Source organism: Luminiphilus syltensis NOR5-1B (genome assembly GCF_000158175.1).
Lineage (GTDB): Bacteria > Pseudomonadota > Gammaproteobacteria > Pseudomonadales > Halieaceae > Luminiphilus > Luminiphilus syltensis.
In genome coordinates this window covers 1,587,904-1,611,900 of the sequence record NZ_DS999411.1, presented here as the reverse complement: position 1 = coordinate 1,611,900, position 23,997 = coordinate 1,587,904, and the positions used below count along the sequence as shown (strand labels likewise).

Here is a 23,997-nt window from a genome sequence, read left to right as displayed (position 1 = left end):
GGCTAATGGCCAGTCTGATAATCCAAAAAAAAAAAAACAAATTCCCTAATACACTCCCGCGAGTTAGAACCTAAAGTCGAACACTTATTGATCAATAATCATCGAACCTACCCAGCATAAATGAGATTCGGCGTTGTGATAAAGTCGATAAGAGGTCGAATACATGCGAAAAAATAGTGGGTGTTCGCTTTAGCAGTACAAACAATACTTAACTTTGCTAGCTACAAGCCTACGTCATCCATAGCTGCCCTAAAAAATATCACCCTTCCAAAACTGCCTTCCAACACTGAATCGCCGGGACACTCCAGTCACCCAAGGTCTGCTGCTCATGTACAGTTACCGCCGGAAAAATCAGCTGCTGGATTGCCTTATTCTTCCAGCGAAATGAAGGAAGCTGCTTCGGAACCACAAGGTGAGTGTCGGTGCCGACGGCAGCCGCCAGGTGCGCATTGGCATTATCCACAGTAACAACGGCATCGCAGGCAGCCATTAATTGCAGCAAGGAATCGATGTCGTTGAAATTATCGATGCCGCTGTCCACCAATCTCGCGTCGCCCAGCTTTCGGACCTCCGCCGCGCAATCACCGTACTGCAAATTTACAAAAGTTACCTGTGCATTGACTGCGGCCGAAAGGAGCTCCTTCAGCTCGAGAGAACGCATAGCCGCGGCCGAAGGATCATCTCGACGTCCACCGCGCCAGGAAACACCGATCAGCGGACGATCCATCGGAAAAGACGCACGGCATTCTGCCACAGACTCCTTATCACTCATCAAGAGCGGGTGCCACAAGTCTCCGGGAAGTAACTGCAGCTCCTGCCATTTTTGTGCAAACAAGTCTCCCGCTGAAATTTGAAAATCAAAGCCTGAAAGGCTATGCAAATTACTCCGGTCCACGACCTTTACATCGGGGTATCGCTCCTGGTACCTCGCAACCAGTCGCGAATCGGTGGCAAAGATAATCCGTCCCGGCTCATTGAGCATTACTTCCAATGCCGGGGCAAATAAAATCTGCTCACCCAAACCCTGCTCACCCCATACAAGTAATGTCTTCCCGTCGAGTGGGGCACCGGTGTACTGCGGCTTTTCAGATTCGAGGAGTCTCAGCTCAGGCTCAAGCTCGAAGCGGGCACTGTAATTGGAAAATCCCGCATCATAATCGCCCACCATCAGCTGTAGATTCGCCAGTGACGCACGAACATCATGGTCCTTCGGATTCCACTCCAGCGCCGAATTCAGCTCGCTTACCGACTTCTCGAAGTCTCCTAAAACGACATAGGCCGCGGCCTTGGCGACAGCAGCCTCCCTCGCATTAATATTGAAATTAGCCTGCTCAATCGCCGTACTGTCGCCAGCGCCTGCAACGCGGAGCAAATAGCTCTTACTGACCAGCCCCAGGCGTAACATCAAATCCGCATCCCCGGGGTGCTGCTCAAGTCCACCGCTGAGTGTTTCCATTGCGGAAGCAGGATCACCGGATCGAGCCTGCGCCGACCCCAAAGCGGCAATAACCGCAGTGGAATTGGGTCGCTTATCCAATAGATCACGATATAGCTTTATCGCTGAATCAAACTGCTCCGCCTCATAGAGTGCCGTGGCCAATGCATTGATAAGACGCGGGTCATTGGGCGACTTCTGATAGCCGTTCCAGGTAGCAAGCAGCGCCAGATCGACACGCCCGCACTGCGAAGCCGCGTTTGCAAAATGATTCACCGCATAAGGGTCGTCGGGCTTCTTCAGCAACATCAAAGCCAAAAGCAGCAAGACCGCCTGATGGTTACTCTCGACGGAATACTGCTTAACCAGCGGCGTTACCTGAGCGTAAGAAATACGCTGGACCTTGTCGTTCATGGACAACCGTTTTAGCAGGATATGGCCGATGTCATCCCGGGGGGCGGCTGACAGAATTTGCCAGATGGCGAGACTGGCCGGTCCAATACTCCCCGCCTTTAAGGCATCTTCGCCGAGCTTACGCAACTCAGCCAACTCTTCTTCGGGCACCGCGGGTAATTCAATACTTGTCAACACATCGTTCATCACATGATCATCCGCAACTCATCGCCACTGCCCGCAAAATAGCCCGCGATTTATTCATGGTCTCTTCCCACTCCTGTTCCGGCACCGAATCGGCAACAATGCCCGCCCCTGCCTGAACGATTACCTTACCGTCTTTAACCACCGCGGTTCGGATGGCTATTGCCGTGTCCATATCGCCGGCCCAGGACAGGTATCCCACGGCTCCGCCGTACACACCGCGCTTAACCGTTTCAAGCTCATCAATGATTTCCATGGCGCGCACCTTGGGGGCACCACTCAGTGTCCCGGCGGGAAGTGCTGCTCGCAACGCATCCATCGCGGAAACATCGTCCCGCGTCACGCCCTGCACATTGGATACGATATGCATGACGTGGGAATAACGCTCAATGGTCATATTCTCTGTGAGCTCAACGCTACCCGATACCGAGATTTTACCCACATCATTGCGCCCGAGGTCGATCAGCATCAGGTGCTCTGCCCGCTCCTTGGGATCGGCGAGTAAGTCTTGCGCGAGCGCCTCGTCCTCGGCGTCATCGACGCCCCGTCGACGGGTACCGGCAATTGGCCGAACGGTCACTTCGCGGCCCTGCAGTCGCACCAAAATCTCTGGCGAAGAGCCGACGATCTGGAATTCGCCCATATCAAGATAATACATATAAGGCGAAGGATTGAGGTTTCGCAGGGCTCGGTAGAGCGTTAAGGGCTCGCCGCTATAGGGCACCTCCATGCGCTGCGAGGGCACCACCTGCATCACGTCCCCATCCAGAATATAGTCGCGTATTTTTTTGACCCACCCCTGATATTCCGCAGCACCGGTGAGGTGCTTAAGCGTTGCCTCGATCTCAGTAGTGTCGAGATTGCCGAGAGCGATAGTCGGCAAACGCGAACCCGACTCGGGCAATTGTGCCTCGATAGAATCGAGCCGACCCAGCGCGCTTTGCAGTGGATTCGGATCTTCGACATCGGCGTTGATGACTATCGTTAACGTCCCCGCCAGATTGTCGAAGATCAACACCTCTTCGGCGACCAGCAGTAAAACATCGGGAGTGCCGAGACGATCAACAGGCCAACTCGCCGCCAAACGCGGCTCCACATAGCGCACTGCGTCGTAACCGAAATAACCGACCAGCCCACCGTGAAACACAGGGAGTCCATCCACCGGCGCCACACGAAAAGTGGCGTGACTCTGCTCAATAAATTCCAGCGGATCGGTCACCGTCTCCGTCAACACCACCTCACCGTCGGTGAAACGCTTTACCTCCAGCCCTTCAACGGTCAACCACTTTCTGGCGGGGAGACCAATAATGGAGTAACGCCCCCATTTTTCGCCACCCTGCACCGATTCAAAGAGAAAAGACTTCGGCCCCTGCGCCAGTTTTCGATAAGCCGAGAGCGGTGTTTCCATATCGGCAAGAATAGTCCGGGCTACCGGTATGTGGGTGTAACCCTGCGATACATAATCAGCGAAAACGTCGGGTGTCATCGTGGGATTTTCAGCCCTGGACCGATTCCAATTCGGCACGCATGTCGGCGATAACCTGCCTGTAATCGGGCTGATTGAAAATCGCAGAACCGGCAACAAAGGTATCGGCACCCGCCGCCGCGATGACTGCGATATTGGCGGTATTGACCCCTCCATCGACCTCAAGGCGGATAGGCAACCCCGAATTGTCGATCAAGCCTCGCGCTTCGCGCAGTTTATCCAGGGTAGCCGGAATAAACTTCTGTCCACCAAAACCCGGGTTTACCGACATCAACAGAATCATGTCCACCTTATCGATGACGTAGCGGAGAACGTCGAGTGGCGTAGCCGGGTTGAATACCAGGCCTGATTTGCAGCCGGCATCGCGAATCAATTGTAGGGAGCGATCGACGTGGGTGGAGGCGTCAGGGTGAAACGTGATGTAGCTGGCTCCAGCTTCCACGAAACTGCCGATCAGCGCATCGACCGGACTGACCATCAGGTGTACATCAATCGGCGCCGCCACGCCATAGTCTCTAAGAGCCTGACAAACCATCGGACCAATGGTCAGGTTCGGGACGTAGTGATTATCCATGACGTCAAAGTGAACAATATCTGCACCCGCAGCGAGCACGCTATCGACCTCCTCTCCCAAGCGCGCAAAATCAGCAGAGAGAATGGATGGGGCTATTTGGTAGTCGCGCATGGGCAACGGGTCCGCCTTTAAAATTCGTGTTGGCGCAGTTTACAGCGTGTTCGATAAAGGAGCACGGGAATCGCCGCGGAAAGCGCAATCCTACTCATACCCGTGTAATCGTGCATCCAATGCTGAGAGCCGCTCGGGGGTGCCCACGTCCTCCCAGTCACCTCGCCACAACTCACCGGTAAGGCGACTATTCGCGATAGCCACATCGAGAAACGGGCGCAGCGGTGCTTTTTCGGGAAAAATCGTCGGCTCGTGGATGATGATCGGTTCGAGATCGGCGTCATGACCAGCAGCCTCACCACGCGACTCCACCGTCGGCTCGCTCGCCGACTTATCATGCTCGACGAGTGGGCCACTTGGCCCCTTATCGTCGCCGGGTAGAAAAAAGCGGGACTGAAAGACACCGATACCGCTATACGTCACTGTCGTTTCCCGCCGCTGGGTTACCTGACCTGAGCTTCCCAGAGAAAAATCACCATCGGGATGATGCGGTCGATTGGGCACCAAAACAATGTGCGCGCCCTGCCTGGGCGGAATAGCCCCCAAAAGCCCGGAGAACGGATAGGTCGTAAATATGTCGCCGTTCACCACGAGAAACGGCGCATCACCGAGCAGCGGTAATGCAAAGCGAATCCCACCCGCCGTTTCCAACGGTTCCGGCTCCCGGGAAAGGGTTACGGGGATACCCCACCGGCTGCCGTCACCACAAAAGTGCGCTATCTGATCCCCAAGGTAGGCCGCATTCACCACCACCTCGGAAAAGCCCGCTGCAGCCAGGCGCTCGAGATGCCACGCTAACAACGGCTTTCCTCCCACGCTCAAAAGCGGCTTGGGGGTGTCGTTCGTTAATGGCCGCATTCGCCGCCCTTCGCCCGCGGCAAGAATCATGGCTTTCATGGCGGTGGCGCATCCGGTGGCATGGTTTTAAACCAGGGCTGGTCCACCACACTGGGCATGACCGTCGCCATGAACCAGTCATGGAATGCATTAATCTCGGGCGCCCTCCGGGCATACAACGCCAAGACCTCTTGTACATAGTGCAGAACCAGCGGCAGGTCTTCGAGATAACCCGACTTGCCATCGCGGGCATCGAGGCGGGCAAAAATCCCCAGAACCTTGAGGTGGCGCTGCAAACCCATCAGATCAAACCACTCAATGAAATCTTCTGCAGTAGCGCCGGTGATAACACCCGTCTGCAAGAGATTCTTACGATAACGCTCAAGCCAGCCCAGCTGATAAACACGGGGCCAGGCAATGTAGCAGTCTTTAAATAAGGACACCGGATCATAAGTCACAGGCCCACGCACCGCGTCCTGAAAATCGATACAGGCCAGCGTTTCATCAGCCAACACCATCAGGTTTCGACTGTGGAAATCTCGATGAACAACCACCTGGGGCTGAGCTGTGGCCGAATCGATAAGCACTCGACTCAACGCCTCAAAGACCACTGTGCAAGATTCATCCACGGACAGACCCAGCAGCCTTTGGCAAAACCAATCGACAAAAAGATCCAGCTCTCTCTGCAGGTACGCGGGTGAATACGGGAGTAAAGGCAACAATTCCTTTTCAATTGCTGCAATACCGACCAGCATCGTGACCGCCTGCTGGTAGTAAGCCTCTGCAGTATCCAGAGACAGTAATGGCAGCAATGTCTGATCGCCGAGATCTTCCAACAGCAGATATCCGTTACTGAGGTCACTGGCGATACAACCGGGAACACGGATACCAGCGGCGTCCAATGCATCACGTACTTGAAGAAATTCAGTATTTTTTTCGGAGGCGGGTGAAGATACCGCGATCAGTGTCAAGTGGCGCGGCGGAATACAATTCTCGGGCGGTCTTCTTAGAAAATGGACTCGATAATACTGCCGTGGTGACGCGTCACCCGCCACTATTTCCACGAGAACATCAGCCATCGGTAGACCGACCCAATCAGCGACCCATTGCCTCAGCGTTTTATTCGCCATCTATCGGTCCAGTAAGAATAAAAACAACGGCGGTCCATCGAGCCCCAGATCAATAGCGAGGTAGTAAACCGCACCGCGTGAGTGTACCTATTGTGCTTCCCATCGTCGCCATCGCGGCACAAATTACGCAAGCGGAAACCCCCGTTAGCGGTTAAACTGGGGCATTACCGATTCAACAAGTCATCCCATGTCGCCATTGCTGCTTCAAACCATTACGAGCTTTTGCGTTACGCTCACAGCAATCTACCTACTCGCCAGAGTCGCGCCCTCAATTGGTATTGTTGACCGTCCTGATGGTCGTAAACGACATCGTGGAGAAGTCCCCCTGGTCGGTGGATTGGCCATTTTCACGTCCTTGTGCGTCGGCGCAGTGCTCTGGGGGGTCGAAAATGAGACCATGATTCTCGTTAATGGTAATGATGCACTTTGGGTCTTTATGCTGGGTGGCGCCGTCCTGGTGGTCACTGGGACACTCGACGATCGATTTCATCTGGGTGTATTTCTCAGGGTGCTCTCTGAGGTGGCAGCGGCGATTATCATTATTGAAGGGCTGGACCTGCGCGTCGGCGCACTGGGTGACTTGCTGGGCACTGGGGTTATCCGTCTGGCACCTGAAGTGGCTTATCCTTTCACAGTGATTGCCATTTTCGGCGTCATCAATGCCTTCAACATGCTTGATGGTATGGACGGGGAGCTTGCCGGCCTGGTGCTCTTTTCCATGGCGACATTTTATCTTTTCACCGGTACCGCACCCGGTTTTGTTAGTTTATTCGTCGGCACGTCTTTGCTGGCATTCCTCGTCTCCAACCTGAAATTAACGCCGATAGTACCCAAAACCTTCCTCGGCGATGCAGGAAGCAAGTTACTGGGATTCATCATGGTCTGTTTGATTTTGGCGGCATCGTCGCAGCAAATTGGCGGCGTTAAATTGATCAATCCCGTGACGGCGCTTTTCGTTGTGGCGCTGCCGCTTTTTGACATGACCTACACTACGTTACGACGGGTTATCCGTGGCGAAAATCCGGTGCGCGCTGACCGTACTCACATTCACCACCTGCTCAATGATCTTGGCTTCAGCCCCCGGCGTTCGTTAGTCATCATTCTGTTTATAGCCCTGTCCTTGCAAATGCTGGGCCTCATGCTACACCGCGCCCAGGCGAGCGAGTTCCACCAACTTGCCATCTTTCTAGGCTGCTTTGTCTTTTATTCCTTCATCTCGAATCAGTCCTGGCTAATCGCCCGACGACTACAAACATCGGTCAACGCGCTCAATGTTAGCTTCCAGGATACGATACCGATTAACGAAGAGGCCGAAATCAAGCACTGGAGCAGGTCTTCCGTTTCGTCAAAAAAGCACAAGTAGCATTGTCCTTGATACCCAACGAACTACTCTCCCGCATGTCGTCATTGATGGTGGCGACCTCCGTGATCGCTGCCTGTTCGCTTCCGACGAGCGCCGATGATGCTCAGGATGAGCCCCAGCTTACCGAATCAGTGGTAACCGCTCTCGACTGGCGGCCACTGGATTTGATCCCTGAGAGCGAGCGGAATCTCCAGTGTTTACAGTGCGGTGGTGACTTCATTGACCCGTTAGGGGCGGCGGACCGATCACAGATCCCATCGCAACACGCGCTCAAAGCCAGCGCTGACAACAGCGAAGTAACCGAAGACGAAGTTATCTTCAGCGGTAACGTCACGGTCAAGCAGGGTTATCGTCGAGTAAAGGCTGACAATGTCCGCATTAATAGGACACTAAAAACCGCTGTCGCAGAAGGCAATGTCGTGGTTCGTGAACCCGGCGTGGTCCTCACCGGAGAGGGAGTTAGCTACGATGGCAATACCGAAGTAACTCATATCGAAAATGCGCGCTTCGCTCTCCATGAACAGCACATCAGTGGCGCTGCGGGAAGCCTGACTCGACTTGCCAGTGGCATGATCGAAATCACAGAAGGCCAGGTTACCTATTGCGCACCCGGCGATCCCACCTGGGTCCTGACGTCCAGGGAGTTGGCACTCGATCCCGGTTCGGGCACCGGGACCGCGCGGGGAGCCAAGTTATCGATTGCAGGAGTACCTGTCTTCTATACGCCCTGGATACAATTTCCACTCGATCGACGCCGTAAAACAGGCCTGCTGTTTCCCGATATTGGCTCTGATACCCGAGGTGGACTCGACATTACCGCGCCGGTGTACCTAAATCTGGCGCCTAATTACGACGCCACACTGGCACCGCGATACATCGCCGAGCGCGGTCTGTTACAGCAGGTCAATGGACGCTGGCTGAGCGGGGACGTAGGCCGCTGGGACGTCAATTTGGCCTACCTTGATGATGACGAGAAATATCGTCAGGAAATCGATAGCAGCAATGGCGAGCGATGGCTGGTTGGTGTCCAGCAGCGGGGCACTTTCAACCAGGTGTGGCGCACAGAAATTGATTTCGCGCGGGTGTCAGATACCAGCTACTTCAAAGACCTCGATAACCAGACCCTCAGTGCCCAGCGCGAAACGGCGCTGATCCAGCTCGGCCAAGTCGATTATCTGGGGAAAGACTGGACCGTAAATGTTCAGGCCCAGCAATTTCAAACCCTCGCCGACGATATTCGTGAAGGCTATAAGAAACTGCCCCAGATTACGGCTCAATACAGAGGTAACGCGGCCTGGCGTGGATTTGAGCCCATTGCCGAAATGCAGTATTCCAATTTTGATCGCAATGACAACCGGGTCCTGGGTCATAGGCTTTATGCTGAAGCGGGGATTCGCTACCCCATGGCCTGGGAATTTGGGTTCCTGAGGCCGACGCTGAAACGGCGCCAGGTCAGTTATGACCTCGAAAACACCAGCGCTGCGCGCGATAATCGCCCCAATGCGGGTTCGACAGTGGCCAGTGTCGATGGTGGTCTGTTTTTTGAGCGGCAAACCACCATTGGTGGTGAGCCGCTGACCCAAACGCTGGAGCCGCGTATCTATTATCTGTACAGCCAAAAGGCCGAGCAGCGGGATCAACCCGACTTCGACAGTGCCGAACTGACGTTCAGTTACAACCAACTTTATCGAGATACCCGCTTCTCGGGTAATGACCGTCTCGATGACGCCGATCAGGTTTCCGTCGGTGTGACGACCCGATTTTTCTCTGACGTTGATGGGCTCGAGAGAATGAGCGCCAGCGTCGGGCAAATCTTTTATTTCCGTGACCGGGAAGTTCGCCTGAGCGCCTCAAGCCCACCGCAGACACAAAGCAATTCGTCCCTTGCCGCAGAATTTAATTGGCTACCCACCGAGACCTGGAAGGTCCGGTCAAGCCTGCTCTACGACCCCTATGAAACCAGTTTTGAAGCCGCTAACCTTCAGGTCAGCCACACACCCAGCAACGGCTCGGTGTTTAATGTGGGCTACACACGCAGAGAGCCCCTGTCACCAACGCGCCCCATCAACGAGCAAGCTAATTTCTCCGGCTACTACCCTATCGATGAAAACTGGAGTATTTTCGGCGCACTCGAGTACTCGCTGGAGGGTGCAGTCAGCGTGGAAGATATGTTTGGAGTCGAGTACGATGACTGCTGTTGGCGTGTGCGAATGCTTTATATGCGCTACATCGACACGACCTCTCGATTCCCTGACTTCTCCGACCCCGATCTCGAGCGCGAACATGCGTTCCAGTTCCAGATCGTACTGAAGGGCATGGGCGGATTCGGTGGCCGTGTAGACAACCTGCTCCGAGACATGATCCGAGGCTTTAATGACCGCTACTAATATTACTTTTCTTTCACGCGCATTGATAACCACCGTGCTTACCAGCGGGATGTTCCTCAATGCCATCACCGCCCACGCGCAGGCAGGAGACCAGGTTCAAATCCTCGAGCAGATCGTCGCCATTGTCGATGACGACATTATCCTGGCGAGTGAACTACGCGAACGACTCGATACCCTGAAGGTCAATATCGAACGCCAGGGCGCCGAGATGCCGGCTGAGGACATACTCGTCCGGGAAACCCTCGACCGGCTAATTCTTGAAAGTATTCAACTCCAAATGGGGGAGCGCTATGGCATACGCATACCCGATACCCAGCTCGACGAAGCCTTGCGTCGGGTCGCATCGAACAACGGCCTTACACTGGCGCAATTCAGGGGGGCACTCGAAGCCGAGGGGCGCAGTTATGCCGAAATGCGCGAATCAGTCCGCAAGGAAATGACCATCCAGCGGGTCCAGCAGGGCAACGTCAGCCGGAATATCAATATTTCGGATGCGGAAATTGACAACTACCTTGAAACCGAAGCCGGTCAGGAACTGACCGAACCCCAGTACCGGGTTTTCCAGGCACTCATCCCCGTTAATTCAACCGACTCAGAGGCCGAACGCGCCAGTAAAGAGGCCTTTGTCGATAGCGCGCTCTCAGCGATTCTCGACGGGCAGGCGTTTGAAAGCGCAGTCTCGGTAACCCAGCCCTATGCGTTTCAGGGCGGTGATCTCGGCTGGAGAAAACTCAGTGATATTCCCAGTATGTTTACCGCCATCGTACCCACGCTGGATCGGGGCGAAACTGGCAAGGTAGAGAGCGGCAGTGGATTCCACCTGGTGCACGTCGCCGATGTTCGCGGGCGCGAACGCGTCATCGCGCAGACCAAGGTGCGCCATATTCTTGTAAAGCCCAGCGAGGTGCGCACAGAAGCCGAAACGGAGCAACTGGCCGCAGACTTGCGCCAGCGTCTGTTGGATGGGGCAGATTTCGCCGAGCTGGCGAAAGAGTATTCGGAAGACATCGGATCTGCTCAGGAAGGGGGCGATCTGGGGTGGACCAGCGCAGGACAAATGGTACCCGAATTTGAACAGGCCATGGCCGAAACAGAAGTCGACGACATTGCCCCGCCGGTGCGGTCACAATTCGGTTGGCATGTACTTGAGGTCACGGGGCGGCGCGACAAGGATGTGTCTGATGAAATGCGCCGTAATCAGGTGGCAAACTATCTCCACGATGCCAAGTATCAGGAGGAGCTGGATGCCTGGTTGCGCAAGATCCGTACCGAGGCCTTTGTTGACATCAAGTGACCACGCCCAAAATAATTCTCACCTGCGGTGAACCCGCCGGGATAGGTCCTGATATCGTTCTGGCCGTCGCCGCAAAAACGTGGCCTGCACACCTTATTTGTGTCTCCGATCGCGACATGCTGGGGGCGCGAGCGCGCCAGTTGGGGCTTGATATAACGCTGACCGATTACACCAGCACCGACAGTCCCCGAGCTCATGTGGCGGGCGAGCTTCCACTGGTGCATATTCCGCTGCACTCACCAGTAATCCCCGGCTGTTTAAATCCGGATAACGCTGGCCACGTCCTCGCCACTCTCGACTATGCCGTAGAACTGTGTCGCGTCGGGGAGTGCCAGGGAATGGTCACTGCGCCTGTGCAAAAATCGGTGATTAACGACGCCGGCTTCGCCTTCAGTGGCCATACCGAATTTCTTGCGGATGCAACCGACACCGAACAGGTCGTCATGATGTTAACCGCGGGCGATCTCCGGGTAGCGCTGGCAACCACCCACCTACCCCTGTCAGAGGTTCCTCGCGCCATCACCAAAGAACGTCTCGAGCGTATCATCACGATTCTGCATCAGGATTTACAGGCTAAATTCGGCATCGAGGATCCCCGGATAACGGTGCTCGGCCTCAACCCCCACGCTGGCGAGGGAGGGCACCTGGGTCATGAGGAAATTGAGGTGATTACCCCGGCCCTTGAGCTGTTAAAAGCCAAAGGACTCGCGCTGGTGGGGCCTCTGCCTGCCGACACCGCATTCAATCCAGAGGTTCGCGAAAATACCGATGCTTATCTGGCCATGTATCACGATCAGGGCTTACCGGTTCTCAAGTACGCGGGATTTGGCGACGCCGTCAATATTACGCTGGGGCTACCCATACTTCGCACCTCAGTGGATCACGGCACAGCGCTTTCCCTCGCAGGCACAGGCAACGCCAGCGCAAGCAGCCTTGAAGCAGCACTTTCTTTGGCCATCGACAGCACACTCAGGACTATGCAATGACCGACATAAGCTACTCTTTTTCGGTGACTGAGCCCGGGACCTCAGCGCCCGTCGAGCGGTTCGCCTTCACCGATTGCGAGCTGGTGCGAATCAATAGCGATATGTGCCTGGTCATCAATCGCCTCAATGGTAAACAGGGGATCATTGCGCCCCATGTCGTCGAGGCGCTGACCTATTGCTCCCGCTTCAAAACCATCGATGAACACGCGGTGGACCTCGCCAGAACCCGACCAGAACTCAAGGGTAATAGTGAAGCTGCAAAAGCGGCACTCACCACCCTCGATAAAAGTGGTCTACTGATGCGGGCCTCCGAAATTGCGGCCAGACTCAAGCCAGTGGAAAAGCAGGAGGTTGCACCCACTCGCGTATTCATTATTACCTGCGATCGTCCGGCAGCGGTAGAGCGTTTGCTGGAGTCGATGCTTGAGGTCGGAACACTGGCCAGTCACGAGGGTTTCTATCTCATCGACGACTCCCGCAATCCGGAAAACCAGGCGAAAAATGCGGCATTGGTGGAGAGCTTCAGCATCCGTGCGGCCAAAACCATGCAATACATTGGCCCCCAGCAGCAACAGGCATTGCTGCAAGGCCTGATTGGAGCCCTACCCGAGCACGAAGCCGGAATCCGATTTCTTATCGATGCGGAGCAGTGGCCCCGATACGCCTCCTACGGTCGCAGTCGCACCCTGGCGCTCTTGTACAGTGTCGGCTATCGGGCCATTGTTCTCGACGACGACATACTCTGCCAGGGATTAAAGCCCGTTATTGAGGAAACTGGAGTTGCTTTCGGTGCTGGCACCCGTCAGGCGGCGTATTTCCCCAGCGATGAAATAATGATGCAACTGCGCCAGCCCACCGACTTTGACGCCCTCTCGGGTCATGCCTCGTTGCTCGGCCAGCCGCTGGGATACGCCATAAATCAGTTAAATCAGGGTCCGCTGAACCCCGACGTCCTGGCCGATACCAACGCCATGTTGGTCAGCGTCTTAAAACCCGAGGGGAAGGTGCTGATCACCCAGTGCGGCTCCTGGGGTGATCCGGGGACTGCCAATTCGCATTCGGTCTTGGGAATTGATCCGGATTCGCTGGATCGCCTCCTGGCAGCCCCCAAGGGCATCGCGGAGACACTGGCGGACCGGCGCATGTGGCTGGGTAACACACGGCCTGGGGTGCTCAAATTGGCCACCATGTCGCAAATGACCGGAATCGATAACTCGGTACTGCTACCGCCCTACTTCCCCGTCTTTCGGGGTGAGGACCTGCTGTTCGGGGCGATGGTAGAGACCATGCACCACGACGGCGCCGCAGTTGAATATGACTGGTGTGTACCACACCTGCCCCTGGAGAAGCGCAAGACCTCCCTGCGTGACCCTATCGCCGCCAAAGGCGGCATTGGCAGTTACGCGGGGTATCTTATTGATCAGCTGGACTACCACGACAGCGCCAATCCAGAGATCCGACTAAGAACTATTGCCTGGGATTTGCGACGCATCGCGGGTCGGTCGGACGACGATCTGATCGTGGATTATAAGAAATCCGTCGCCGAAGCCCTCGGCCAGCAACTGGGTCAGATAGCGAGTCAACAGAAAAGATCCACCGATGTATCTTCACAGAACTGGCATCAATACCTTGATCGCGCAAAGGGCGAAGTTGAGGCGGCCCTGGCGCGGGAACACTACCCCAGCGAACTCGACGAGCTCCCTGAGGGCACCACCAACGCCGAAGTGATTAACGAATTCCGAGACATGGCCGATGGCTTCGCTGCGGGCCTTGAGGCCTGGCCCGCGATGCGCGACGTGGCGGCGAATTTGAACCATCATTGATCGCCAGCACCGCGATAATAACGATTAATCGTATCGCGGCGAATTAAGCCTCTCGGCAATCTTCTTGAGCGTCGTCTCATTGTCCTCAATCAGCCGCGCTGCCACCGCGCTCAAAGCGGCCAGGTTACTTTCCGATGCGTCGTCAAGGTCATCGCTGGCAATATCCAGAGTGGCCTGAAGCCTAAAATAGCGATCGCCCAGGAACGCGCGCATTTGCTGATCAACCGCCTTTGAATGGCCGTCAAACATGCAGTCCAGTAACGGTAGCACCCACCCGATCTTGCCCCAGTTCCGGGCGTCACTGATGGCAATGGGCCGTGTCAGCTCACCGGTACCCAGGGAGACCACGGTCAGTTCATGATCAGGAAATAATCGCAGTGCTTCGGCATAGGCTGAGACCGCCGGAGAATTGATAAACACCCCGCCATCAATCAGTGCGCGCTGCCGCGTTGAGGCCTCCAACTCAGCCGGCTCGAAATACGCGGGGGCTGCCGAGGTCGCCCTTGCTGCCGCCCTGCAGAGCAGCGCCACGTCTCGTGACTGCCAGCTCTTCATGAATAGCGTTTCCCGGTGCGCAATATCGTAAGCGGTCACCATACAGGGGGTAACGAGATCCCCCAGACACCTGTCGCCAAAATAATCCGAAAGCAGCGCTTCAAGGGGTCGATGGTCATAAGTCTCGTCCAGCGATCCGCCCGCAGAACGAATCCCGCGCCATAGCGATCGAGTAAAAATGGACCTGCCATGCTCGATGTACAGATCAGCGAGTTCGGCCGCTCGAAACTCACAGGGATCGTCGGTAGCGGGCCTGGCCGATGCCAAAGCACTGGCATCCGGTCGGGTAATGGATGGAGCTCTGTTGCCAAGTGCAAGCCCGAGAGCCAGAATACCACCAGTGGAGGTACCGACTATCAAATCAAATAACTCGCAGGCAGGCCGTTTTGTCATTGCTTCCAAATGAGCGACCACAAGCGCAGGTATCAGCCCGCGGATACCACCGCCATCAATGGAGAGAACAACGCGATGGGGCATGACGCCTCCAGCAAAGTAAATAGCGCTACTCAGGCTAACCTCGATGGTTCATCGTTGCCAGAACCATCGGTGTGGAAGCCGGCCTTCAAGGAGGCCGGCGTCGTATTCTGTGTGGCTGCGGTAGTACTCGTCGCAGTCTACAGTCTCTGGTTTTTTGACTTTCATCCGGAATTTGAACCGTTTGCCGGTCACGATGTGGAAACGGCAGTAATCCCCGGAAAAGCCTTTCAACCCCTGGTTGCCGGAGGCGGTTTTCTCGACGGCGATACCGGTGTTATTACCGCCTTCGCCGAGGGTCAGGCCATATTATCGATGCCCATCAATTTTTTAGCCGAAGATTTTCCGTTTATTAAATTCAATATTGAGGGCATCACCACCTGGGCCAATGCCGCTGTTTATTGGCGTCGAGCCGACGAACCCGAGCTGTTGTATAACCTGCCTCTGAATCAGTCATGGGGAGAATTAACACAAGTGGCCATGGTTTATGGGAAAGATAAATATCGGGGTCGAATTATTGAACTGGCGATCGGTTTTCACTCCGATCCGACAGACCACGATAACAATGGCGAGCCGATCCGAATGAACGGCGCTGAATTAAGGCCTTTTTCGGCCGCAGCCGTTGCCGAACAGATTTTTGAAGATTGGACCAACCCGCCATTGTGGGGCGGATGGTCCAATAACATCGTCCGCGGCATACATGCCGCCGGCATGGTCTACCCGAACCTGGTTGCCAACCTGTTGGTGGTCACCGGCCTTCTGGTTGCCGGACTGTGGCGATTGGGCAAAAAACTACGCAAAAAGGCAATACCGTCCCACCGACTGCTCGCCACCGCGTTGTGCCTGTGCCTTATGGGTTGGGTTTTCAACGACGCGCTGCGTTGGCACTGGCGGATTGCCCAGCTCGCCGATACCCATGAGCGCTACGCGGGATTACCCCTCGAAGAGAGAATACGGAACAACCCCATCCGCTGCGGCCGTCGTGATGATTGTTTCGAGCATTTACTGCCCTATTTCTGATCGACAAAGCCAAGCTTTATTTAATATTTTATTTTTAACCGCTATTTTCAATCACTGCTGTCGCAATAGAAACCTCTACTTTAAAATAGAGTGGATTTGTTTTATAAACCATCCTGTTTAATTTAATTGGAAATAAATTGTGCTTTCTGCTATCGCCAAATCGAAAACCGCAGCGCGAAATGCTGCCAAAGATCTGTCACTCGTCGAATTAAAAAGTGCGATTGCGAATTTGACTGCCGCCGCCAAACAAATCGAGGTGAAAGAAAAAACACGGGAAGATAAGCGCCGCGCGGCAGATCTTAAGAAACTGCAGTCGATGATGAAGAAGTTAGGTGTTACCGCCAGCGAAGCCGCCGAATTGGCGGGTAAAAAACGCAAAGTCGCGACGAGGAAGAAATCCGGTAAGCGATCGGGTAAGCGAGGCCCGGTACCGCCCAAGTATGAGATAACCGTTGCCGGCGAAACTCACCAGTGGACCGGTCGCGGGAGAACCCCCATCGTATTTCGTGAGTTTATGGAGAACGGAGGCGACCTCGATAGCTGCCTGATCTGACAATGTCGGATTCTCGCCAGGGGCGGCTCGGCCACAAACCTCGAAAACGCTTTGGGCAGAACTTTTTGCGCGATCAATCGGTGATCGATGCTATCGCGCAGGCCATCAATCCTCAGCCGGGCGACCATCTGGTCGAAATAGGACCCGGCGAAGGCGCACTGACCCAGGCGCTCATCTCCACGGAATGCGCCTACGACGCTATCGAACTCGATCGAGATCTAACCGCGGTGTTGCTGGCGAGTTTCAGTATTTACAGCAATTTCGCTCTACATTCAGCCGATGCACTCAACTTCGATTTCAGCCAATTACGGGTGTCCGAAGAGAAGCTGCGCGTTGTGGGCAATTTGCCGTATAACATTTCAACACCGCTGATCTTCAAATTGCTGGAGAACATCGACATTATCCGCGACATGCATTTTATGCTTCAGCTTGAAGTGGTGCAAAGGCTCTCCGCCGCACCGGGCAGCAAGCACTGGGGACGTGTCGGTGTCATGGCGCAGTATCTTTGTCAGGTGACCCATCTTATCGATGTTCCTCCCGAGTCTTTTTATCCGGCACCTAAAGTGCAATCAGCTGTGGTGTCGCTAAGACCACATCACTCCTCGCCGTACAAAGCGTGCGATCCGGTAGCGCTGCGCACTGTCACTCGCCACGCCTTTGCCCAGCGCCGAAAGACCCTGAGAAACAATTTCAAGGGGATTATTGATGACAGTGCGCTGGAGGCTTTGGGTATCGACCCTAATGCCCGCGCCGAGTCACTAGCACTGGCCGACTTTGTGTCATTGGCATCGCTAATGTAGTCTGTCGCCGTGCATTCGCATACAGGGCTGACGCAGTAAGTCGGAGTTACAGGTAAAACGGAACTGCTATGACTCATTACGCTGTCGGCGATATTCAGGGTTGTCTTCGGCCGCTGAAAAAGCTCCTGAAACAGGTGGGCTTCAACCCAAAAAAAGACCACCTCTGGTCTACCGGTGATCTTGTTAACCGTGGTCCCGAGAACCTCGCCAGCCTCCGCTGGTTTCATGATCATCGAGACAGCGTCACCGTGGTTCTCGGAAACCACGATCTGCACTTACTGGCCATCGCAGCAAATTCAGCCACTCACGGCCGCTCCGACAATCTTCAGGATATTCTCGACGCGCCCGATCGCGACACCCTTCTCCACTGGCTGCGCCATCAGCCGCTACTGCATCGTGGTAGCCTGCCTATCACCAATGAGCAGCAGACCTATGGGGCCGGTATTCTGGTCCATGCGGGAATCCCTCCTGTATGGACCAGCGAACAGGCGGCCGAGCATGCACGTGAGGTTGAAACGGTGCTTCGCGGGCCGGATTATCGACAGTTTCTCAAGGCCATGTATGGCAATGAACCCTACGTCTGGAGTGATCACCTGAAAGGAATGGCCCGGTTACGGGTGATAACCAACTATTTAACGCGAATGCGTTATTGCTCGCGCCGGGCGAAACTCGATTTTGTCAGTAAAGAAGCCACTCCTCGAGTCGGTGCACTCAGCGGGAAAACCGTGAACGCCTGGTTTGCTCAGCCCAATAAACTTGAGGCCGATGAGTGTGTTGTTTTTGGGCACTGGGCGGCGCTGAGTGGCGTCACCCAAGACCACCAATTCATAGGCCTCGATACGGGATGCGTGTGGGGTGGTTGTATGACTCTGATGAACCTGCAGACAGGAGCGCGACACACCGCCGCTTGCTAAGCGCTACTCATTACGCTCCACTACCAACCAGACATCGATAACCAGTAGGGATTTACAGTGGCAGGCATCGGGAGTCTCCAGCAGCAACGATCAGCGCGTTATTCGAAACCTGAGCAATGGATTCTGGGCCTCGGAAATCCGGCAACCATACACCCCAGCAACATGATAGCGATTCCCGAGCGATATCATGCAAGTCTATAAAGTCGGCGGCGCCGTTCGCGACCAACTACTGGATTACGCCTTCCACGAAACCGACTGGGTGGTCGTCGGTGCTACCGCCGAGCATATGCTTGAGCAAGGCTTCACCCAGGTCGGCAGGGATTTCCCGGTTTTTCTGCACCCCGATACCAAGGACGAGTACGCCCTGGCGCGCACCGAGCGCAAGTCAGGACGGGGTTATCACGGCTTCGAAGTTCATGCGGACCCCTCGGTAACCCTCGAGGAGGACCTGCAACGACGGGATTTGACCATTAACGCCATGGCAATGTCCGAAAAGGGAGAAGTTATCGATCCCTATGGGGGCCAGCGGGACCTTCAAGCGCGGGTGTTACGACACGTTTCACCCCACTTTGTCGAGGATCCACTGCGCGTTCTGCGAGTCGCGCGCTTCGCCGCGCGCTATCACCATCTCAACTTCAAGGTCGCTTCCGAAACGACTGACCTGATGCGCACGCTTGTTACGGAGGGTGAGCTTGCGCACCTGTCGGTGGAACGAATCTGGGTGGAGACCGAGCGCGCCCTGGCGGAAAAGAGCCCCGAGGTCTTCTTCAGGGTGCTGGACTCCTGCGGGGCGCTCGAGCAGCTCATACCCGATATTGGCGTTGCAGATATCGACCGTCTAAAAAATGCCAGTCAATGGACGTCGCGTACCGAGTGCCGCTGGGCCGCGCTACTGTCCCAGCTCGACGCGACACGCGCTGAGCACATCAACCGGCAGTTCAAGACACCAAAACGCGTGGCCGCGCTGAGCGCCGCCATTATCAAGCACCGCAGCTCGATAGATTCAAATGACGCCAGTGAGCTACTTCGATTACTGAAAGCACTCGACGCGTTACGTCGAGAAGAGCCCTTTTCAGGATTTTGCGAAACGGTGGCCGCGCTGAATGGCCATCACCCTGCCGCCTACGCGCCTGCCGAAAGACTGCGGCTAGTGGCAAATTCAGCGCGCTCCATCAGCGCCAGGGATATCACCAATGAGGGCCTTTCGGGGCCGGAGATCGGCGCCGCAATAGCCCACCGTCAAATCGCCGCGATTGAAGACGTCCTGGTGTCTCAGGAGGGACTCGAAGCGCGGCGCGATTAAGTGCGCACCCCCCGCTCTATTACAACCCCAACGCTTTGCGCCTCAGGAACGGCACCCGGCTTGGCAACACGCAGCCTGAACCAGGGAATTCCGAACTCATCCACCAACGCCGTAGCAATCACACCTGCCAATGCCTCCAAAAGCTGGAATTGGGAACCGACCACGATCTGCTTGATGCGTTCGGAGACCGCACCGTAATCGATCGCATCGGCAAGGGCATCGGTTTGTTCAGCGCGTGCGAAATCGGCACCGAGCTCCACATCAAAAACCAATTCCTGCCGGATACCCCGCTCCCAATCGCAAACCCCGATCACGGCATCGGCGCGCAGACCTTTGATGAACACAATATCCATAGTCAACTCCGAAACGAAATCAAGCCGCTTGCGATGGCGGCGCAAGTTCTGTCATCGGCCATCGCGCCCGCACATCGGTATCGTCGGTGTCACGCTCCCCGGCGACCATACGCTGGGCACCGGCGTAGGCAATCATGGCGCCATTATCGGTGCACAATGACGGTGCCGGGTAATAAACACCCATCCCCTCGGGTCCCAGCTTTTCAGTGAGGGCTGCTCGGAGGCGCTTATTGGCACTGACACCCCCGGCCATTACCAATGTCCTGAGCCCCTCCTGTTTAAGGGCTCGCCGGCACTTGATAACCAGCGTATCCACAACCGCCGACTCAAAAGCGCGGGCAATATCCGCCTTATCGATGTCAGTCAAACCCTGCGGCTTTTTCCCCTCGGCGGCGATGGTTGTTCGGGTGTGGGTTTTTAATCCCGAGAAACTGAAATCCAGTCCTGGCCGTTTAACCATTGGGCGGGGAAAGTCGAAACGAGCGGGATTACCCTGCTCTGCCAGCGCGGCCACCGCGGGCCCACCGGGGTAGCCCAGTTCCAACATTTTTGCTGTTTTATCAAAGGCTTCGCCGGCAGCATCATCAAGTGATTCACCCAGCAGCTTGTAGCGCCCGAGACCATCCACCCTGACAAGCTGCGTATGCCCGCCGCTGACCAGAAGCGCAACAAAGGGCCACTGGGGCGGCTCATCGGCCAACATGGGAGCCAGCAAATGACCCTCCATATGGTGGATACCGAGACTCGGCACCCCCAACCCCCTGGCCATCGAACGACCCAGTGTGGCGCCTACCATCAGAGCCCCTACCAGGCCCGGGCCCGCCGTGTAAGCGATGCCATCGATATCCGTCTTGAGCAACTCCGCCTCAGCCAGCACTTTATCGACCAAGGGCAGCGTTTTACGGATATGGTCTCTCGACGCAAGCTCAGGAACCACGCCCCCATACTCGGCATGAATGGCGACCTGACTGAAGAGCGCGTCCGCCAGCAGTCCGCGCGCGGTATCGTAAATTGCCACGCCCGTTTCGTCACAGGATGTCTCGATACCCAGAACTCGCACTAAAACGCCCCCACATAAGCGAAAAAGGTGCGAGAAATTAACATGTTAGCCGCCTTTGCAAAATCCCCCCGCTGCGCCTATACTTCGCGCCCTCTGAAATCAATGGCTGTTACTGGCTAAAAAGCAGCCGTAAATAACCCGCTACAGGAACGAATGAATGCCTTCAGTTAAGGTAAAGGAAAATGAGCCGTTTGACGTCGCATTGCGTCGTTTCAAGCGCTCCTGCGAGAAAGCCGGATTGCTTGCGGAAGTTCGCAAGCGTGAGCACTACGAGAAGCCAACGACCGTGCGCAAGCGCGCGGCCGCCGCTGCCGTGAAGCGCCACTTGAAGAAGATGTCGCGCGAAAACCGTAAGCGCCAGCGTCTCTACTGAGCACCGACGTGAGCGATATCGTCGCTACCGTCAAGGCGGATATGAAAGCCGCCATGAAGGCGCGTGACAAGGCGCGCCTCGGCACCATCAGACTCATTCAGTCTGAGTTCAAGCGCATAGAGGTCGATGAACGCATCGAAATCGATGATGAACGCGCCCTCAGTATCCTCGACAAAATGGTCAAGCAGCGCCGGGACTCAATCCGGCAGTATGAAGACGCCGGCCGTACCGAACTCGCGGATCAGGAGAAATCGGAGATCGCGGTTATTCAGGACTACCTCCCCGCACAGCTTGGGTCCGATGAAATTGCGGCAATGATCGACGACGCTCTCGCGAGCATTGAGGCTACCGGAATGGCCGCCATGGGCCCCCTTATGGGGAAGCTCAAACCGCAACTTCAGGGCCGCGCCGATATGGGCGAGGTCTCGAAGCTCGTTAAGGCGAAGCTGAACGGCTGAGCGGAGACGCACCGCGACTTTGCACTACGTTTACTCTCCCCTGAATCGTCCCAAGGCGCTAAGGTAGACGTCTACCTACTTTTAGCCACCGGATGTTTCACTGTGATTTTCCAATGGCATCACCCCGCTCTCGACACCCCGGAACGCGGCATCAGCCGCGAGGTGTAATCCGTGGCCGGTAGAATCCCGCAAAAATTTCTGGATGACCTGCTCGACCGTCTCGACATCGTTGATGTGATCGACCGGCGCGTCAAGCTGCGGAAAACCGGCAAGAACTACTCTGCATGCTGTCCGTTTCACGACGAAAAGACCCCCTCCTTCAGCGTTAATCCGGAAAAGCAGTTTTTCTACTGCTTTGGCTGCGGCGCCGGTGGTAACGCGATCGGTTTCGTTATGGATTACGAAAAACTCGACTTTCCGGAGGCAGTGGAGAACCTCGCCCAGTCAGCGGGGCTTGAAGTCCCGCGCGAGGAGGCACGACCAGGCAGTGCTGCCAACTCTGCCGACAGCAACAAGCCGCTGTACGAATCACTGGAACAATCCGCCCAATTCTACGAACGCAGCCTGCGCCAACATCCGGCGGCCGGGTCGGCGGTCGACTATTTAAAGTCCCGCGGCCTAACCGGTGAAATCGCCAAGGCCTTTCGCCTGGGCTATGCGCCTCCCGGGTGGGACAACCTGATCGCCGCCTGCGGGCAAAGTGAGGCCGAGCAGGAACGCTTGCTGAAATGCGGCATGCTCATCAAAAATGATCGCGATCGGGTATACGACCGCTTTCGCGAACGCGTGATCTTTCCGATCCTCGACCAACGCGGTCGAGTGATCGCCTTCGGCGGCAGGGTGCTCGGTGATGACAAACCCAAATACCTGAATTCCCCCGAGACACCGGTATTTCATAAATCCCGAGAGCTTTACGGGCTTTATCAGGCACGCAAGTACAACAATCGTCTCGAGCGCATTGTGGTAGTCGAGGGGTACATGGATGTTATTGCACTGGCACAGCATGGTATCGGCTATGCCGTTGCCACCCTCGGCACCGCCACATCAGAAGCCCATCTGGAGCGACTTTACCGCCTCGTTCCCGAAGTTATCTTTTGCTTTGATGGGGACGACGCGGGCCGCAAGGCCGCGTTTCGCGCCCTGGAATCGGCGCTCCCGGTCATGCAGGACGGGCGACAGGCGCGGTTTTTGTTTCTCGATGAGGGAGAAGACCCCGACACCCTGGTGCGAAAGAAAGGTCGCGATTTCATCGAAGCGCGTTTTAATGGCGCCGCACCACTCGAGACCTATCTGTTTGACCATCTGTCAGAGGCCATGGATGTGGCGACCATGGACGGTCGCGCGCGCCTATCCAAACTCGCCGCACCGTTTTTGCAGCGGTTACCCGATGGTGTTTTCAAGGAGCTGATGTACCAGGATCTGGCGCGAAGAACCGGGATAGACCTCGACAGCCTGAAGCGCCTGCAGGCACCACCGCCAACCCCCGAACAGCGGCCAACATCCGGCCCCGTCATGGCTGAATCCGAGCTGACGCCACCGCCGTTTGACGCGCCGCCTCTGGAAGACGGTGACTGGGAGCCCACGGGCCAGCAATTTGACGAGGCAGAGTCCAACGCCGAACGGACAGGACCCGCGCTGGACCCCCGGGTTCATAGCGCGGTACAACGCCTGCTGGGCCTGACCGTCCTGAAACCCGTATTGGCAAAAGACCTCGACACTGGCGAGCTCGTCGACGGCAGCCACGAAGACCTCACCTTGCTGCGCGAGTTGGCAAACCATATTCATGAAAATCCCCAGATTTCGTCCGCTGCCCTGCTCGGTTACTGGTATGGCACCAGCGATGGTCAACGGCTGGCAGACTACTCGGGTCGAGAAACACTGATCGAAGATGCCGGGCTCGACGCGCTGTTTACCGGACTGCTCGACCAGGTCAGAAACCATCGACAGGCGGTGAGCCTGAATGAACGGCTGCGGGCACTGAAAGCCAAGCCCTTCGCCGACCTGGACACCGACGAAAAACAGGAGCTTATGGCGATCACGCGACAGTTGCGCACCCTCAAAGGGCGCAGCTGATCGGGGTGATCCGCTGCTATCGCCGGTAAGAACGGCAA

At 55.9% G+C, this 23,997-nt stretch carries 21 protein-coding genes; 13 read left to right on the top strand and 8 right to left on the bottom strand.

The window, feature by feature from the left end:
- Positions 1-259 precede the first annotated feature (259 nt).
- The 5 genes from NOR51B_RS07160 to NOR51B_RS07140 form a co-directional block, all read right to left on the bottom strand.
- Positions 260-2,035, bottom strand: a complete 1,776-nt coding sequence (locus NOR51B_RS07160) for a tetratricopeptide repeat protein (protein WP_009021274.1) — start codon at positions 2,033-2,035, stop codon at positions 260-262.
- 7 nt (positions 2,036-2,042) lie between these two features.
- A complete protein-coding gene (gene trpE, locus NOR51B_RS07155; RefSeq protein WP_009021257.1) occupies positions 2,043-3,518 on the bottom strand; it encodes an anthranilate synthase component I in 1,476 nt (491 codons plus the stop codon).
- Positions 3,519-3,528: 10 nt separating this feature from the next.
- Complete coding sequence (gene rpe, locus NOR51B_RS07150) at positions 3,529-4,203, bottom strand: ribulose-phosphate 3-epimerase (RefSeq protein WP_009018836.1); 675 nt, start codon at positions 4,201-4,203, stop codon at positions 3,529-3,531.
- Positions 4,204-4,293: 90 nt separating this feature from the next.
- Entirely contained in the window at positions 4,294-5,100 is an 807-nt protein-coding gene (locus NOR51B_RS07145) for a nucleotidyltransferase family protein (protein WP_009020279.1), read from the bottom strand.
- Positions 5,097-6,170, bottom strand: a complete 1,074-nt coding sequence (locus tag NOR51B_RS07140) for an aminoglycoside phosphotransferase family protein (RefSeq protein WP_040481904.1) — start codon at positions 6,168-6,170, stop codon at positions 5,097-5,099. Before NOR51B_RS07140 ends, NOR51B_RS07145 begins: the two co-directional genes overlap by 4 nt.
- Before the next feature lie 187 nt (positions 6,171-6,357).
- On the opposite strand from NOR51B_RS07140, the gene NOR51B_RS07135 reads away from it, so the two are divergent.
- From NOR51B_RS07135 to NOR51B_RS07115, 5 genes are read left to right on the top strand one after another with little or no spacing between them, the layout of a single operon-like run.
- A complete protein-coding gene (locus NOR51B_RS07135) occupies positions 6,358-7,533 on the top strand; it encodes an undecaprenyl-phosphate alpha-N-acetylglucosaminyl 1-phosphate transferase (protein ID WP_009020435.1) in 1,176 nt (391 codons plus the stop codon).
- 35 nt (positions 7,534-7,568) lie between these two features.
- Complete coding sequence (locus tag NOR51B_RS07130) at positions 7,569-9,920, top strand: LPS-assembly protein LptD (RefSeq protein ID WP_009021332.1); 2,352 nt, start codon at positions 7,569-7,571, stop codon at positions 9,918-9,920.
- Positions 9,907-11,214: a peptidylprolyl isomerase gene (locus NOR51B_RS07125; protein ID WP_009020585.1), complete on the top strand. Its 1,308-nt coding sequence runs from the start codon at positions 9,907-9,909 to the stop codon at positions 11,212-11,214. Before NOR51B_RS07130 ends, NOR51B_RS07125 begins: the two co-directional genes overlap by 14 nt.
- Positions 11,211-12,200 carry a 4-hydroxythreonine-4-phosphate dehydrogenase PdxA gene (gene pdxA / locus NOR51B_RS07120; RefSeq protein WP_009020184.1) on the top strand — a complete coding sequence of 330 codons (990 nt, stop codon included), beginning with the start codon at positions 11,211-11,213 and terminating at the stop codon, positions 12,198-12,200. Before NOR51B_RS07125 ends, pdxA begins: the two co-directional genes overlap by 4 nt.
- On the top strand, positions 12,197-14,023 hold the full coding sequence (locus tag NOR51B_RS07115) for a hypothetical protein (protein WP_009019056.1): 1,827 nt from the start codon (positions 12,197-12,199) through the stop codon (positions 14,021-14,023). Before pdxA ends, NOR51B_RS07115 begins: the two co-directional genes overlap by 4 nt.
- A gap of 24 nt (positions 14,024-14,047) precedes the next feature.
- Here the strand turns inward: NOR51B_RS07115 and NOR51B_RS07110 are convergent, their stop codons facing one another.
- Positions 14,048-15,055 carry a patatin-like phospholipase family protein gene (locus NOR51B_RS07110; protein ID WP_009018946.1) on the bottom strand — a complete coding sequence of 336 codons (1,008 nt, stop codon included), beginning with the start codon at positions 15,053-15,055 and terminating at the stop codon, positions 14,048-14,050.
- Here NOR51B_RS07110 and NOR51B_RS07105 point away from each other — a divergent pair.
- The 5 genes from NOR51B_RS07105 (at position 15,047) to NOR51B_RS15855 (ending at position 19,642) form a co-directional block, all read left to right on the top strand.
- Positions 15,047-16,072: a hypothetical protein gene (locus tag NOR51B_RS07105; protein ID WP_040481903.1), complete on the top strand. Its 1,026-nt coding sequence runs from the start codon at positions 15,047-15,049 to the stop codon at positions 16,070-16,072. The genes NOR51B_RS07110 and NOR51B_RS07105 overlap by 9 nt on opposite strands.
- 139 nt (positions 16,073-16,211) lie before the next feature.
- Complete coding sequence (locus tag NOR51B_RS07100; protein WP_009021651.1) at positions 16,212-16,625, top strand: H-NS histone family protein; 414 nt, start codon at positions 16,212-16,214, stop codon at positions 16,623-16,625.
- A 2-nt stretch (positions 16,626-16,627) separates the two neighbouring features.
- Complete coding sequence (rsmA, locus tag NOR51B_RS07095) at positions 16,628-17,425, top strand: 16S rRNA (adenine(1518)-N(6)/adenine(1519)-N(6))-dimethyltransferase RsmA (protein WP_009021010.1); 798 nt, start codon at positions 16,628-16,630, stop codon at positions 17,423-17,425.
- A gap of 68 nt (positions 17,426-17,493) precedes the next feature.
- On the top strand, positions 17,494-18,339 hold the full coding sequence (locus tag NOR51B_RS07090) for a symmetrical bis(5'-nucleosyl)-tetraphosphatase (RefSeq protein WP_009021248.1): 846 nt from the start codon (positions 17,494-17,496) through the stop codon (positions 18,337-18,339).
- Positions 18,340-18,526: 187 nt separating this feature from the next.
- On the top strand, positions 18,527-19,642 hold the full coding sequence (locus NOR51B_RS15855) for a tRNA nucleotidyltransferase (protein ID WP_009019600.1): 1,116 nt from the start codon (positions 18,527-18,529) through the stop codon (positions 19,640-19,642).
- On the opposite strand, the gene folB is transcribed toward NOR51B_RS15855, so the two are convergent.
- Both folB and tsaD read right to left on the bottom strand, forming a co-directional pair.
- Positions 19,639-19,995, bottom strand: a complete 357-nt coding sequence (folB, locus tag NOR51B_RS07080) for a dihydroneopterin aldolase (protein WP_009019573.1) — start codon at positions 19,993-19,995, stop codon at positions 19,639-19,641. The genes NOR51B_RS15855 and folB overlap by 4 nt on opposite strands.
- 19 nt (positions 19,996-20,014) lie before the next feature.
- Positions 20,015-21,055, bottom strand: coding sequence for a tRNA (adenosine(37)-N6)-threonylcarbamoyltransferase complex transferase subunit TsaD (gene tsaD / locus NOR51B_RS07075; RefSeq protein WP_040481902.1), 1,041 nt, complete (start codon positions 21,053-21,055; stop codon positions 20,015-20,017).
- Between the two features lie 157 nt (positions 21,056-21,212).
- On the opposite strand from tsaD, the gene rpsU reads away from it, so the two are divergent.
- The 3 genes from rpsU to dnaG all read left to right on the top strand — a co-directional run bounded on the left by rpsU (position 21,213) and on the right by dnaG (position 23,959).
- Positions 21,213-21,428: a 30S ribosomal protein S21 gene (gene rpsU / locus NOR51B_RS07070; RefSeq protein ID WP_009021038.1), complete on the top strand. Its 216-nt coding sequence runs from the start codon at positions 21,213-21,215 to the stop codon at positions 21,426-21,428.
- Between the two features lie 8 nt (positions 21,429-21,436).
- Positions 21,437-21,886, top strand: coding sequence for a GatB/YqeY domain-containing protein (locus tag NOR51B_RS07065; RefSeq protein WP_009020320.1), 450 nt, complete (start codon positions 21,437-21,439; stop codon positions 21,884-21,886).
- 171 nt (positions 21,887-22,057) lie between these two features.
- Entirely contained in the window at positions 22,058-23,959 is a 1,902-nt protein-coding gene (dnaG, locus tag NOR51B_RS07060; RefSeq protein WP_009019212.1) for a DNA primase, read from the top strand.
- Positions 23,960-23,997 lie beyond the last annotated feature (38 nt).

Bases quoted from the DNA above. Each gene is read 5' to 3' on its own strand.
- NOR51B_RS07160 (WP_009021274.1), bottom strand. From the start codon at position 2,035: ATGAACGATGTGTTGACAAGTATTGAATTACCCGCGGTGCCCGAAGAA.
- trpE (WP_009021257.1), bottom strand. From the start codon at position 3,518: ATGACACCCGACGTTTTCGCTGATTATGTATCGCAGGGTTACACCCAC.
- rpe (WP_009018836.1), bottom strand. From the start codon at position 4,203: ATGCGCGACTACCAAATAGCCCCATCCATTCTCTCTGCTGATTTTGCG.
- NOR51B_RS07145 (WP_009020279.1), bottom strand. From the start codon at position 5,100: ATGAAAGCCATGATTCTTGCCGCGGGCGAAGGGCGGCGAATGCGGCCA.
- NOR51B_RS07140 (WP_040481904.1), bottom strand. From the start codon at position 6,170: ATGGCGAATAAAACGCTGAGGCAATGGGTCGCTGATTGGGTCGGTCTA.
- NOR51B_RS07135 (WP_009020435.1), top strand. From the start codon at position 6,358: ATGTCGCCATTGCTGCTTCAAACCATTACGAGCTTTTGCGTTACGCTC.
- NOR51B_RS07130 (WP_009021332.1), top strand. From the start codon at position 7,569: ATGTCGTCATTGATGGTGGCGACCTCCGTGATCGCTGCCTGTTCGCTT.
- NOR51B_RS07125 (WP_009020585.1), top strand. From the start codon at position 9,907: ATGACCGCTACTAATATTACTTTTCTTTCACGCGCATTGATAACCACC.
- NOR51B_RS07115 (WP_009019056.1), top strand. From the start codon at position 12,197: ATGACCGACATAAGCTACTCTTTTTCGGTGACTGAGCCCGGGACCTCA.
- NOR51B_RS07105 (WP_040481903.1), top strand. From the start codon at position 15,047: ATGGGGCATGACGCCTCCAGCAAAGTAAATAGCGCTACTCAGGCTAAC.
- NOR51B_RS07110 (WP_009018946.1), bottom strand. From the start codon at position 15,055: ATGCCCCATCGCGTTGTTCTCTCCATTGATGGCGGTGGTATCCGCGGG.
- rsmA (WP_009021010.1), top strand. From the start codon at position 16,628: ATGTCGGATTCTCGCCAGGGGCGGCTCGGCCACAAACCTCGAAAACGC.
- NOR51B_RS07090 (WP_009021248.1), top strand. From the start codon at position 17,494: ATGACTCATTACGCTGTCGGCGATATTCAGGGTTGTCTTCGGCCGCTG.
- NOR51B_RS15855 (WP_009019600.1), top strand. From the start codon at position 18,527: ATGCAAGTCTATAAAGTCGGCGGCGCCGTTCGCGACCAACTACTGGAT.
- folB (WP_009019573.1), bottom strand. From the start codon at position 19,995: ATGGATATTGTGTTCATCAAAGGTCTGCGCGCCGATGCCGTGATCGGG.
- rpsU (WP_009021038.1), top strand. From the start codon at position 21,213: ATGCCTTCAGTTAAGGTAAAGGAAAATGAGCCGTTTGACGTCGCATTG.